Below are 12,090 nucleotides of genomic sequence, written 5' to 3' on the forward strand. Positions count from 1 at the left end.
TTCTACACCATCGCCCATTAAAAAACAAGAAGAGTCCTTCGTCTTAACGCTTGTAATTCCAATCATCTGTGGCGTATTTCGTTTTGGCGAGGTGATGAACAAATGCCAACTCTTCATCTGTCAGCTCATAAGGCACAAGCTCGATATTTAATCCTTTTTCAAACCCTCGTTTAAATGCAACACGCGCATCGTCTATCGTACATGTTCGATCTGAAATTTCATTGATCGCCACCGCTTTGTTTTTAAAGCTGCGCTGCATCCGCTCTCTCACCCGGTCGTTTGGATACAGAAATAAATCAAACAATTTGTCCTCATCAAGATCAATTAAAATCGAGCCATGCTGGAGGATCACACCTTTTTGTCTTGTTTGCGCACTGCCTGCTACTTTTCTGCCTTCTACAACAAGTTCGTACCATGAAGGCGCATCAAAACATACAGACGATCTTGGATTTTTTAAGCTTTCTTTTTCTTTTTCTGTACGAGGAATGGCAAAATACGCATCGAGTCCCAGTTCTTTAAATCCCTCTAAAATCCCTTCTGAAATGACGCGGTATGCCTCTGTCACCGTCGCCGGCATCTCTGGGTGCTCTTCTGACACGATGACACTGTAGGTCAATTCCTGATCATGAAGAACGCCGCGGCCTCCTGTAGGCCTGCGAACAAATCCAAGACCATAGCGCTCAACCGCTTCCATGTTGATTTCTTTTTCAACATGTTGAAAATATCCAACAGATAATGTCGCTGGATTCCAACCATAAAAACGGATCACAGGCGGGATCAGCTTCTCGCTATGCCAATAAAGCAAGGCTTCGTCCATGGCCATGTTAAAGGCTGGGTCTTGGTTTCCTGTATCAATGAAACACCATTTCTCTTTTTGCATATAAAATCCCTTCTCTTTTACGTAGTCAATGTTAGATAATGGTGGTGACCACCGATTTTCTCTCTTCATCAGTCTATCAAATAGGGAAGGAATTGAAAATAATTCTTACCATTTATGATGACAAGTTTCTTTTGCTTTACTATAATAGTATTTGTCTAAAACGTACCATCAGACAGGTGACTGTGCTGATGCTCAAGAAGGAGTCGAGTCGTATTGCCAATATTCAACTATATCGTCCTCTCACTTTGTGGACTTTTCGTTCTTTATTCCATCGGCAGTTACATTTATCAGCAGCGCATAATGAAAACGCTGACGGAAGCAGAATTTATCAAAGGTTACCGCAAAGCCCAACTCATTGATGTGAGAGAACCAAATGAGTTTGAAGGTGGACATATTTTAGGCGCAAGAAACATTCCCCTTTCACAATTAAAGCAGCGCAAAAATGAAATACGCCCTGACAAGCCTGTTTATCTCTATTGCCAAAATAATTTGAGAAGCGGAAAAGCTGCTCAAACGTTACGTAAAAATGGCTGTCGTGAGATTTATAATTTAAAGGGCGGCTTTAAAAAATGGGGCGGCCGCATTAAAACAAAGAACTAACAAAAAAGACTCTGGGAGCTATTGCCCCCATGAGTCTTTTTATTTTCTTTCAAAAACCAGCACTGGATTCCGTGCAGCCTTTGTTTCATCCATTCGTTTCACAACGGTTGTATGTGGTGCTTCCTGTACGATTTCTGGGTTCTCTTCCGCTTCTTTTGCAATTTGAATCATCGCTTCAATAAATGCATCAAGGGTTTCTTTTGATTCTGTTTCAGTTGGTTCAATCATGATACATTCCTCTACATTTAGTGGGAAGTAAATCGTTGGCGGATGATAGCCAAAATCAAGTAATCGTTTGGCAATATCAAGTGTCCGCACACCTAGTTTCTTTTGACGTTTACCTGAAAGGACAAATTCATGCTTACAGTGGCGGTCAAATGGCAAATCATAATGAGCACATAAGCGGCGCATCATATAGTTTGCATTCAACACCGCATGATCAGTTACAGCTTTTAAGCCGTCTGGTCCCATAGAGCGGATATACGCATACGCTCTGACATTGATACCAAAGTTCCCATAGAACGGTTTCACACGGCCAATAGATTCTGGACGATCGTAATCAAAGAAATAACGACCTTCTTTCTTCACAAGCACTGGCTTTGGCAAATATGGAATCAAATCCTTTTTCACACCAACTGGACCTGAACCAGGGCCTCCTCCTCCGTGTGGACCTGTAAAGGTTTTATGAAGATTTAAGTGAACCACATCAAATCCCATATCCCCCGGTCTTGCTCTGCTTAATACAGCATTTAAGTTCGCTCCATCATAATAAAGCTTCCCGCCTGCTCCGTGAACGATTTCAGCCATTTCTAAAATATTTTCTTCAAAAAGGCCGAGTGTATTTGGATTTGTGAGCATGAGAGCCGCCGTTTCTTCATTGACAACACGGCGCAGGTCGTCTAAATCGACAAGCCCATGTTCATTAGATGCCACCGTAATCGTTTCAAATCCTGCTACTGTTGCAGATGCGGGATTTGTTCCATGAGCAGAATCAGGCACGATGACTTTTGTTCGTTTAAGATCTCCTCTTGCTTCATGGTATGCACGAATCATCATGAGCCCCGTCCATTCGCCATGTGCTCCTGCCGCAGGCTGTAATGTCACGGCGTCCATTCCTGTAATTTCTTCTAAATGGTCACCTAAATCATAAAGTAACTCTAATGCACCTTGCACAGTGTCTGCCTCTTGAAGTGGATGCACATGCGAGAAACCTGCAAGACGTGCCACCTTTTCGTTAATCTTTGGATTATATTTCATCGTACAAGAGCCTAGAGGATAAAAGCCAGAATCGACCCCGTGATTACGCCTAGATAATGCTGTGTAGTGACGCATAATATCCAGTTCAGAAACCTCTGGCAGCTTAGCATCTTCATGGCGGATATACGCTTCATCAAATAAATCTGGGAGCTTCTCCTCAGGTACGTCTAAATCAGGCAGGCTGTAACCAATTCTTCCTTCTTTGGATAATTCAAAAATAAGCGGCTGATCTTGTTTATTCATGACGATCCCCCAATTCCTTGATGAACGTATCAATTTCTTCTTTTGTTCTTAGTTCTGTCACAGCGACGAGCATATGCTGCTGAAGCTCTGGATAATCCCGTCCCAAGTCATATCCGCCGATGATTCCTTTTTTAAGCAATCGCTCATTCGCTTCTTTCACAGGTTCATTCAGTTTCAACACAAATTCATTAAAATGAGCACCCTCTATTTCAGCCTGTAACCCATGTTTTTCTGCCTGCGTCTTGGCATAATGGGCCTTTTGTACGTTTTGATAGGCAATGTCTTTGATACCTGTTTTCCCAAGCGCCGTCATCGCAACAGAAGCGGCTAACGCATTTAATGCTTGATTTGAACAAATATTTGAAGTCGCTTTGTCTCTTCGGATATGCTGCTCGCGCGCTTGAAGGGTCAGCACAAATCCTCGCACACCGTTCTCGTCTTCTGTTTGCCCGACTAAACGTCCCGGCACTTTTCGCATTAATTTTTTCGTCACAGCGAAATATCCACAATGAGGTCCGCCAAATGCAGCTGGAATGCCAAATGGCTGCGCATCACCAACGACAATATCTGCCCCAAGCTTTCCTGGTGGTGTCAGTAAACCAAGTGCAAGCGGGTTACTTGAGACGATGAATAAACTTTTCCCTTTATGCGCAATCGGTTCAATGTCCTTTAATGGTTCAACAACACCGAAGAAGTTTGGGTATTGTACAAGGACCGCTGCTGTTTCGTCGCAGACGGCTTCTTCTAATGCGGCTAGATCGGTCTGACCTTTTCGCGCAGGTACCTCGACGACTTCAATATGCTGTCCTTTCGCATATGTTTTCAGCACCGCTCTTGATTCAGGATGAACCGTCTCAGATACCACAATCTTTTTCTTTTTTGTATGTCCTGCTGCCAGCATCGCCGCTTCAGCTAATGCCGTTCCGCCATCATACATCGAGGAGTTGGCAAGATCCATACCGGTCAGCTCAGCGATCATTGTTTGAAATTCAAAGATTGCCTGCAATTCACCTTGAGAAATTTCAGGCTGATAAGGTGTGTACGCTGTATAAAATTCAGAACGTGAAATCACATGGTCGACAATCACAGGCTGGTAATGATCATACACACCAGCACCTAAAAACGAGGCATAGGCCACTGTATCTTTATTTTTTGCAGCAAGACGAGACAATTCCCGCACTAGCTCTGTTTCAGATGCGGCTTCTTTGATGTTGTACGCACCTTTGAATCTGACTTTCTCTGGGATATCTGAGAAAAGCTCATCAATTGACTGAACACCGATGACATCCAGCATTTCTTTTTGATCTTGCTCTGTTTGCGGCAAATACCTGTGCTTCATCCTCTATTCCTCCTCGTTATTTGGCTCTTTTATAAAATGGTGTGGCGACGATTTTGGCTTTTAGACGTTTTTTACGAACTTGCACTTCCACTTCTGTCCCAAGCTGCGCCTCTGATGTTTCAATCAAGGCAAGCCCAATATTTTTCTTTAATGTTGGAGATTGTGTACCGGTTGTGACTACACCAATCTGCTTATCTCCTGAGAAGACCGGATAGTCTGTCCGCGGAATCCCCTTATCTATCATTTCAATCCCGACAAGCTTTCGCTTCGGTCCTTCTTCTTTTTGTTTTTTAAGTGCATCTTTTCCGATAAAATCTGCTTCTTTATCCGTTTTAACAGCAAAACCAATGCCGCCTTCTAAAGGAGAAATATCCTTCGTGAGCTCTTGGCCATAAAGCGGGAGTCTTGCTTCAAATCTTAAGGTGTCACGTGCACCGAGTCCACATGGGATCAGTCCTTTCGGCTGTCCGGCTTCTAATAAAGCGGTCCAAAGGTGAACAGCATCTTCTGACTGGCAGTAGATTTCAAAGCCATCTTCTCCTGTGTAGCCGGTTCTTGAGACAAGCACCTCTTTTTGCGCAATTATCGCTTTTGATAAAAATGTAAATGGCTTCAGTGATGTTACCTCTTCATCCGCAACATCTTTGATGATGTCAGCAGCAAGAGGCCCTTGAAGGGCTAACAAGGCGGTTTGATCAGAGACATTTTTAATGAAAACGTCTTCCTCACCTTGATGTTTCAGCAGCCAATCCACATCTTTTTCAATATTTGAAGCATTGATCACAAGTAAATAGTTGTTCTTTTCTTTTTGGTAGACAAGCAGATCATCCACCGTTCCGCCATCCTCATAACACATGGCTGTATATAGTGCCTTACCGTCTGTCAGCTTTGACAGATCATTGGTTAATAACCTTTGTAAAAAAGGAAGGGCTCCCTGACCTGTGACTTCCACCTCACCCATGTGAGACACGTCAAACAGCCCTGCTTTTGTTCGAACAGCTTCATGTTCTTCTTTAATGGAAGAAAATTGGACAGGTAATTCCCAGCCCCCGAAGTCAATGGTTTTTGCGCCAAACGTTTCATACGCATGAAAAAGCGGTGTTCGTTTCAACATCAATCGTTTCCCCCTTTTTTCTTACAGTGCACATCACAAGCTGAATTTTCAGAAAAAAATCACAGCAAAAAAGGACAGAGCGCTCCCTTTTATCAAAAAGAAGTCTCTGTCCTTGCACCTGAAAGTTTACAGCACAACATCATTGTGCGTTTTCCCCTTTGGTGGTTTGCTAAAAATCGCTGCGCAAACACTCTCCAGAGTTGCGTCCGGTAAGAGTACTTTTGCCTGAGAGATTCACTGAACCAATTCAGCTTGCTCCTTCGGCGCCTGTCAGTGCAAAATAACCGCTAGGTCTCTCCCCATACCATCATCCGCTCATATTCTTCACCTTTATTGGACATACTATCAAAATGGGTGACTTATTCTCTAGATCACTTACCAACATCCTACCATTAGAAATGGATGAAGAGCAACAGAAAAATCATTAACATTTTTAAAATAATCATTCATTATCGTTCGCTTTTATTGATATATAACATCTTTTAAATCGCTATGAAAAAATGAAGCGTTTAAAAACAGAACGATTTTATCATCACTCTACCAGAAAGGCAGGCGGTCACATTGAATATTCAAACGATATTTGATCAAAAATGGGCAAGTGAATTTCAAAAGCGGCTTACAGCAGACGGTCCCTGGGCGAATTGGGATATGTACCGTTTAGCAGCACAGGTACAAAAAGTGACAGCCATTGATTCATTTGAAGGACTGCAAGCACCTGCGCACCTGCCTGCATTTACTCCTTTAAAACACCAGCTCGAAGTCGCTAGAAGAGTCGTAGAAGAGATGAATGGGAAAGCCATTTTAGCAGATGAAGTGGGTCTTGGAAAAACCGTTGAAGCAGGACTGATTATCAAAGAATACATGATTCGCGGACTTGCCAAGAAGATTCTCATTCTCGTACCCGCCTCCCTTGTGTCCCAATGGGTACAAGAACTGCGGACGAAATTTTACATAGATGCTGTCGAGCAAAAGAAGAGCTATGTGTGGGAGCAGTGCGATGTTGTGGTTTCCTCAATTGATACAGCCAAAAGACAACCACATCGGGACACGATCTTATCCATCTCCTACGATATGGTCATTATTGATGAAGCACACAAACTGAAAAACAATAAAACGAAAAACTATGAGTTTGTGAGAAATTTGAATAAAAAGTTCTGCTTACTGCTCACAGCCACACCTATTCAAAATCGAATAGGAGAAATTTTTAATCTCGTTTCTCTGTTGAAGCCAGGCCATTTAGGTAATGAAACACAGTTTAAAGACCTATTTGCCAAAAAAGACCTTCAACTTGAGGACCATGACCGGCTAAAACAGTTAGTCAATAAAGTGATGATTCGGAACCGGCGACAAGACACTGGCATCGAATGGTCAAAGCGTCATGTAAAGACGATTTCTATTGATTTCTCCCCGACAGAACAAGCACTATATGATGAAATTTGCAAGTTAAAAGAAAACCCTTCCTATACGAAGCACATGTTTTCAATTATGACCTTAGAACGAGAATGCTGTTCGAGTCGTGAGGCCGTCTATATGACCATTAAAAAAATGCAAGAAGAGGAAAAACACATTCTAGGTGCTTCTGCGATGATGCACATCATGGAGAAAATCAACCAGGTAGAACAAAATTCTAAAGCACTTGAAGTCGTTAAACTCATTCAGCAATTAAATGAAAAAGTCATTATCTTCACTGAATACCGTGCGACACAAATTTATTTGCAATGGTTTCTCCAGCAAAACGGCATCAGTTCGGTTCCTTTTCGAGGTGGGTTTAAACGGAGTAAAAAAGACTGGATGAAAGATTTATTTAGAGAGCGGGCGCAAGTGCTCATTGCGACAGAAGCAGGCGGCGAAGGGATCAACCTTCAGTTTTGCAACCAAATCATCAACTACGACCTTCCGTGGAACCCAATGCGCTTGGAACAAAGAATTGGACGTATTCACCGGCTCGGTCAAGAGCGGGATGTCCACATTTACAATATGGCAACTAGCGGGACAGTTGAAGAACATATTTTAAAACTTTTATATGAAAAAATTCAGCTGTTTGAAAACGTCATTGGTGATCTAGATGATATTTTAACCCGAATTGATATCCAAGATGCTGAAACAGAATTGCATCAAATTCTCTTCCAGCACGAGTCTGACGTAGACATGAAAAAGAAATTAACCCAATTTGCTTCCTATTTAACAGAAGCACAAACACCGCTTTTAGAAGAAAGACAGCAAGGTTCATAAAGGAGAGTTGACCAATGGAGCAGCGCGAGATTCACACATTTCTTCTCCGTTTCTTTCAGGCAAATCAATGCGACATACTTGAAGAAAGTGCAGGGCACATGACCGTACAGCTGACAATCGAAATGGATAAATTGATCATGAACCGTCCTTTTTATTGGCATTGGCTCGAAAAAACGGGAGGCGTACCTGAGCCACGGCAATTGACTTTGATCACCGATCAAAAAAAAGCTGATGACACGGTCGAAGGAGAATTTGTCCACTTCGGCTCCCCTCGTTTATTCCAAATATTCGAGGTTGTGAAACAGCAAGGCCGTTTTATTCGGCTGTACGAAAAAGTCAGACCGCTCACAAACAGCCAGATCGCACTGGAGCCGTGGCTTGGTCTCAATGTCAAAATATCCTATCTGGCAGACCGTAAAAAAGACAAACTGCTGTCTCTTGGACTTCATCTAATACGCGGAGAAGTCATCGAACAATTTCAAGAGAAGCTGGAAGCGCGTGAGCTATCGTCTCAAATTCCTGATTATTGCTTCACAATGAGTACGATGATTAAGCCAGAGAGCGGCGTCAAACGGCTTTACAGCCTGATGGAACGTTATGCCAATGAAGAGCCGGATGATTGGGCGGTAAGAGCTGTTCAAAAGTGGAAAGAAGACTCGGAACTTTTAAACCAATTTTATGAAGGGACTTCAGACACATCTGTAGAATATGAAATAGAAAGACAAGCACTTAAAACTTTATACGAACCAAAAATCAGTCTTACGATTGAAAATGGCGGACTTTTTTACTTACAGCAAAAAAGAGGAGGCTGACTTAGCGAGTCTCCCTCCCTTTCATGTGATATCAAATTTTCGATCAATCAAAAGCAACGTTTGTCTGTTTGTATTGGGCGGAAACATGACGCAAGCAATCTATGAGGTCTTATCACCTGTGTTTTTCCATTTCATGCGTTAAGTGCCTGAAATACACGATTCAGTATTTTAGGAGGGTATTTGTATGGAAAAGAAAACGAAGTTATTAGACAGTGAATGGGTTCAATTATTACGCGAAGCGCGCAAAGCAGGACTAACAGTAGAAGAAGTCCGTCATTTTCTCAAATCACGCGAAAAGTCCTCTGAGTCTCCCCCTATGGCAAGAAGTCATTCTATCAAACCTTTCTGAATGTGCTATAATATCGAAAGGAAGGTGATGACATTGATTGGCCAGCGTATTAAACAATACCGCAATGAAAAAGGCTACTCACTATCAGAACTGGCCGAAAAGGCTGGGGTAGCGAAGTCTTATTTAAGTTCAATAGAAAGAAACTTGCAAACAAACCCCTCCATTCAATTTCTTGAAAAAGTCTCCGCTGTTCTGGACGTCTCGGTTCATACACTGTTAAACGAAAATGATGAAACCGAATACGATGGTCAATTAGATAGTGAATGGGAAAAACTAGTTCGAGATGCAATGACATCAGGGGTTTCGAAAAAGCAATTTCGTGAATTTTTAGATTATCAAATCTGGAAAAAAAAGCAAGAAGAGGAGTAATGCGCATATTTTAGCGCATACTCCTCCAATTGCTATGCAGATCTTGTTATCAGTCTAAAGACTGACTTTATTTTTTATCTTCGCTGTGTGCTTTTTCGTTTTCTTTCACGTAGCCTTTTTCATCCGTATGCTTTTTTGGATTGATCGTTAAACCATTCCACTGAGTCGCTTCGAAGGAAAGATCAACTTGAATCGCATCGCCTTGGTATTTATTTTGGATATAGTTACCCGCTTTATCCTTCGTCTGGTCATTGACAAATTCAATGATCATTTCCATTTTATCGTAATCAAACGGATTCTTTGGAATGCCGTCATACTCTGGAGCTGTTGATCCATCAACGGTGGCAACATTAATTTTACCACTTTCATGTAAAAACTTCTCATCGACGGCATGACGAAGCTTTTCAAATGCGGTCTGATCCTGCTTTGACGTTAATAGATGCAGATCAAGCAGGTTTGCATGGTCTAAAATAATATTTTTCGGGTATCCATTCCCACCTTCGGCTCCAACCGTTAGAACACTCACCTGAAATTGGCTGAGGAATTCTTCAGCTGTATTCTTCCCGCCATTCTTCGCTGATGTTCCATCTTGAAACTGGCTATAATCAAGACTCATCAGCACTTGATTAATTGCAAGAGACCCTTTATTTTCAAAATTAAATTCCTTCTTTATACGGTCACCGGGTTTTATGTTCGCAAGGTTGATGGCGCCGGAATTCTCTTTTGCAGATAGATTCAGCTCTCCTGTAGAGTAGACCGCGTTTGCCGTCTCAACATCATTAAATGCAGCCCACGTTCCCCCGCCAATTAAAGCAAGACCTAACGCTCCCGATAAAACACCTAAACGAATTGATTTTTTCATTGCCATGATTGAACCCCCTAATAAATTGTTTTATTGAAACCTGATTTAGGTTACAAACGAAAATTTATGCTTGTTCCTCTGACATGTGTAACTCAGCCGTATGTCTTCGATGTTTGGCAGCACCAACAAAATGAATGGTTGAATAAACAAGCAGCATCACCCCTGGAATAATGAGCAAAAGAGCGGTCCCAGCAGAAGTTCCTGCATACGAAAGAAGCTTTCCTGCATAAGGAATGTTCACGCCCGTATACTGCGCAGTCACTTGATTCGCTTTGACGAGCGTGCCGTCTTGATACATATTGTGGTCTCCTTTTGTCTCAAAGGCTTTATTTACTCCTTTTCCTTTCACCCCAACAATGCGGTGAGTCACAAAGGATTGGTCTTGCTTCGTTTGAAACGTAATAATATCCCCTTTTTTGAGTGTTTCAGGTGAGGTGACATGTTTCACAACAATCAATGAACCAGTCGAAAATTCCGGTTCCATTGATCCAGATAATACTTGCTTGAACTCATAACCAAAAATCTGAGGATCTCCGCCTGTTGTCCTTGATGACAACACGACAATAATACACACAATCATCATCGTGAAGACCAGCGCGTAAAGAATACTCCCAGACATTTTCATCCACTTTTTCATACCTTTCTCCCCTTTACATATCATGTTTCATTCAGCAGGCAACCCCTATTTAGGACGCCTTTTCTTGACAGTTTGAAAGCTGCATATGTTGAGACGTAAAGAATGGCTTTTCAGAACCACCAAACCCTTTAGGATAATAGATTTTAAACAAATAGATTCCATTTGTTTTTGCTTTAACTGCCGTGACAGTCGTCGTTTCTTCTGATGAGAGGGACTGTATAGCACCTTTTTCAATAACATGGCCATCTTGTAATGGCACCTGAACACTCTCTACTTTATGTAGTTCCCACTTCCATTCAGAGTGCGCGATGGGTTGTCCAATATTTTTTAGTGACATGCTCAGCTTTTGAGGCGCACAGACTGTCCCCTCAATGATCGTTTGATCGATCAGTTTCAAATGGCTTCTATCCCATTTCTTCGGCTGGCAATGCTGATCTGTCTCTTCGAAATTTTCACATGTTTTCATGACAAAATTCGAATGCTCAACATCGTTAAAAGAAGCATTAGTAGACGTAATAAAAAAAGAAGTGAAAATCAAACAAATAGCACAAAATAGTACAAAGAGCGGCTGTTTCATTGAATCTTTCAACTCCTTGAACAATTGTTCTTTAAAAAGAACGATTACACTCAGTATAAGGAATTACCTATAAAATCCAAAACGTCAAATTAGTCCATTTTGTTCTTAAACAAGAACATTACCGAGAAAATTCTTCCATTTTCTCATTCTTTCGCCATATTCAATATTTTTTTCTGTGACATTTGTACTTCTTAAAAATTTACATAAAAGTGCAGGATTTGGTCAGGATAATAATTGGTGAGGTGATGTTAGTTGAAATATGGAAGAATCATGATCATGCTCAGTTTACTGTTAAGCCCTTTGATCCAAAGCGCCCATCTAGCTGAGGCAAAAGGAATCACTGCTGCCGCAGATCAATGGGAAACAAGGGCAGTCAAAGAAGCAAAAAAACGGTATCCGTTAGCACATGTTTTATTCAAACAAAAAGTGTGGGATCGGCACCGGGAGAAAGAATCCGTGAAGCAATATCATATTATGTTGAAAGATCAGGCCAAAGAATTTGGGGTATATGTCACCATTTCCTATAACCCTTACTCGAACAAGGTCAATAAAGTCATTGTTGTGGAAGAATACAGCTAAAATGGCATGAAAAAAACCGCCTGCTGGCGGCTTTTTACTTTCGTCGATGACGTTGACGTTTTTTTAGCATCATTGAGAAGCCAAAAGGCAGAACACCGAATAAACGCTGAGAAAATGGTGGTTTTGTCTCCATTTTTTCCTGTTTATGTTCTTTCCGCTCGTCACGTGGTGTATTCATATATTTAATGATTTCCTGCGTCATATATTTTACATAATCATTTGTCTTCATCGAACACTCAC

Annotated in this window: 14 protein-coding genes and 2 riboswitches; of the genes, 6 read left to right on the plus strand and 8 right to left on the minus strand. The window is 41.6% G+C overall.

Annotation, left to right across the window (positions count from 1 at the left end):
- Window positions 1-43: 43 nt before the first annotated feature.
- Window positions 44-880 (minus strand): lipoate--protein ligase family protein, encoded by an 837-nt coding sequence (locus tag AC0VYC_RS11270; RefSeq protein WP_017357972.1) that lies wholly within the window; start codon window positions 878-880, stop codon window positions 44-46.
- Window positions 881-1,099: 219 nt separating this feature from the next.
- Between AC0VYC_RS11270 and AC0VYC_RS11275 the strand changes: the two genes are divergently transcribed.
- Window positions 1,100-1,480: a rhodanese-like domain-containing protein gene (locus AC0VYC_RS11275; RefSeq protein WP_024718853.1), complete on the plus strand. Its 381-nt coding sequence runs from the start codon at window positions 1,100-1,102 to the stop codon at window positions 1,478-1,480.
- Window positions 1,481-1,519: 39 nt separating this feature from the next.
- Here AC0VYC_RS11275 and gcvPB read toward each other — a convergent pair whose 3' ends face one another.
- Genes gcvPB through gcvT form a run of 3 tightly spaced genes read right to left on the minus strand, consistent with a single transcriptional unit; the run spans window position 1,520 to window position 5,433 of the window.
- Window positions 1,520-2,980: an aminomethyl-transferring glycine dehydrogenase subunit GcvPB gene (gene gcvPB, locus AC0VYC_RS11280; RefSeq protein ID WP_035390797.1), complete on the minus strand. Its 1,461-nt coding sequence runs from the start codon at window positions 2,978-2,980 to the stop codon at window positions 1,520-1,522.
- Window positions 2,973-4,319 (minus strand): aminomethyl-transferring glycine dehydrogenase subunit GcvPA, encoded by a 1,347-nt coding sequence (gene gcvPA / locus AC0VYC_RS11285; protein ID WP_024718851.1) that lies wholly within the window; start codon window positions 4,317-4,319, stop codon window positions 2,973-2,975. The genes gcvPB and gcvPA overlap by 8 nt, the downstream gene beginning before the upstream one ends.
- 16 nt (window positions 4,320-4,335) lie before the next feature.
- The gene (gcvT, locus tag AC0VYC_RS11290) at window positions 4,336-5,433 is read right to left on the minus strand and encodes a glycine cleavage system aminomethyltransferase GcvT (RefSeq protein ID WP_072367814.1); all 1,098 of its coding nucleotides are present in this window, start codon (window positions 5,431-5,433) and stop codon (window positions 4,336-4,338) included.
- Window positions 5,434-5,537: 104 nt separating this feature from the next.
- Window positions 5,538-5,633: riboswitch (glycine riboswitch) on the minus strand.
- Window positions 5,634-5,636: 3 nt separating this feature from the next.
- Window positions 5,637-5,744, minus strand: a riboswitch (glycine riboswitch).
- Window positions 5,745-5,994: 250 nt separating this feature from the next.
- Between gcvT and AC0VYC_RS11295 the strand changes: the two genes are divergently transcribed.
- The 4 genes from AC0VYC_RS11295 to sinR all read left to right on the plus strand — a co-directional run bounded on the left by AC0VYC_RS11295 (window position 5,995) and on the right by sinR (window position 9,195).
- Entirely contained in the window at window positions 5,995-7,665 is a 1,671-nt protein-coding gene (locus AC0VYC_RS11295) for a DEAD/DEAH box helicase (RefSeq protein WP_008342199.1), read from the plus strand.
- Window positions 7,666-7,679: 14 nt separating this feature from the next.
- On the plus strand, window positions 7,680-8,477 hold the full coding sequence (locus tag AC0VYC_RS11300) for a YqhG family protein (protein WP_159145802.1): 798 nt from the start codon (window positions 7,680-7,682) through the stop codon (window positions 8,475-8,477).
- A 184-nt stretch (window positions 8,478-8,661) separates the two neighbouring features.
- On the plus strand, window positions 8,662-8,826 hold the full coding sequence (locus tag AC0VYC_RS11305) for an anti-repressor SinI family protein (protein ID WP_008342197.1): 165 nt from the start codon (window positions 8,662-8,664) through the stop codon (window positions 8,824-8,826).
- Between the two features lie 33 nt (window positions 8,827-8,859).
- A complete protein-coding gene (sinR, locus tag AC0VYC_RS11310) occupies window positions 8,860-9,195 on the plus strand; it encodes a transcriptional regulator SinR (protein WP_017357978.1) in 336 nt (111 codons plus the stop codon).
- Between the two features lie 67 nt (window positions 9,196-9,262).
- Here the strand turns inward: sinR and tasA are convergent, their stop codons facing one another.
- From tasA to tapA, 3 genes are read right to left on the minus strand one after another with little or no spacing between them, the layout of a single operon-like run.
- Complete coding sequence (tasA, locus tag AC0VYC_RS11315; RefSeq protein WP_008342195.1) at window positions 9,263-10,063, minus strand: biofilm matrix protein TasA; 801 nt, start codon at window positions 10,061-10,063, stop codon at window positions 9,263-9,265.
- A 58-nt stretch (window positions 10,064-10,121) separates the two neighbouring features.
- Window positions 10,122-10,694 carry a signal peptidase I SipW gene (gene sipW, locus AC0VYC_RS11320; RefSeq protein ID WP_017357979.1) on the minus strand — a complete coding sequence of 191 codons (573 nt, stop codon included), beginning with the start codon at window positions 10,692-10,694 and terminating at the stop codon, window positions 10,122-10,124.
- 49 nt (window positions 10,695-10,743) lie between these two features.
- Window positions 10,744-11,271, minus strand: coding sequence for an amyloid fiber anchoring/assembly protein TapA (gene tapA / locus AC0VYC_RS11325; protein WP_056705241.1), 528 nt, complete (start codon window positions 11,269-11,271; stop codon window positions 10,744-10,746).
- A gap of 252 nt (window positions 11,272-11,523) precedes the next feature.
- Here tapA and AC0VYC_RS11330 point away from each other — a divergent pair, with 252 nt between their 5' ends.
- A complete protein-coding gene (locus AC0VYC_RS11330; RefSeq protein WP_100325310.1) occupies window positions 11,524-11,850 on the plus strand; it encodes a DUF3889 domain-containing protein in 327 nt (108 codons plus the stop codon).
- Window positions 11,851-11,884: 34 nt separating this feature from the next.
- On the opposite strand, the gene AC0VYC_RS11335 is transcribed toward AC0VYC_RS11330, so the two are convergent.
- Window positions 11,885-12,079 carry a YqzE family protein gene (locus tag AC0VYC_RS11335; protein WP_024718846.1) on the minus strand — a complete coding sequence of 65 codons (195 nt, stop codon included), beginning with the start codon at window positions 12,077-12,079 and terminating at the stop codon, window positions 11,885-11,887.
- Between the last annotated feature and the right edge of the window lie 11 nt (window positions 12,080-12,090).

The sequence above is a fragment of the Bacillus sp. iso_77 genome, assembly GCF_056173625.1.

Excerpts from the sequence above, each read along its gene's own strand:
- AC0VYC_RS11270 (WP_017357972.1), bottom strand. The coding sequence starts at position 880 with ATGCAAAAAGAGAAATGGTGTTTCATTGATACAGGAAACCAAGACCCA.
- gcvPB (WP_035390797.1), bottom strand. The coding sequence starts at position 2,980 with ATGAATAAACAAGATCAGCCGCTTATTTTTGAATTATCCAAAGAAGGA.
- gcvPA (WP_024718851.1), bottom strand. The coding sequence starts at position 4,319 with ATGAAGCACAGGTATTTGCCGCAAACAGAGCAAGATCAAAAAGAAATG.
- gcvT (WP_072367814.1), bottom strand. The coding sequence starts at position 5,433 with ATGTTGAAACGAACACCGCTTTTTCATGCGTATGAAACGTTTGGCGCA.
- AC0VYC_RS11300 (WP_159145802.1), top strand. The coding sequence starts at position 7,680 with ATGGAGCAGCGCGAGATTCACACATTTCTTCTCCGTTTCTTTCAGGCA.
- AC0VYC_RS11305 (WP_008342197.1), top strand. The coding sequence starts at position 8,662 with ATGGAAAAGAAAACGAAGTTATTAGACAGTGAATGGGTTCAATTATTA.
- tasA (WP_008342195.1), bottom strand. The coding sequence starts at position 10,063 with ATGGCAATGAAAAAATCAATTCGTTTAGGTGTTTTATCGGGAGCGTTA.
- sipW (WP_017357979.1), bottom strand. The coding sequence starts at position 10,694 with ATGAAAAAGTGGATGAAAATGTCTGGGAGTATTCTTTACGCGCTGGTC.
- tapA (WP_056705241.1), bottom strand. The coding sequence starts at position 11,271 with ATGAAACAGCCGCTCTTTGTACTATTTTGTGCTATTTGTTTGATTTTC.
- AC0VYC_RS11335 (WP_024718846.1), bottom strand. The coding sequence starts at position 12,079 with ATGAAGACAAATGATTATGTAAAATATATGACGCAGGAAATCATTAAA.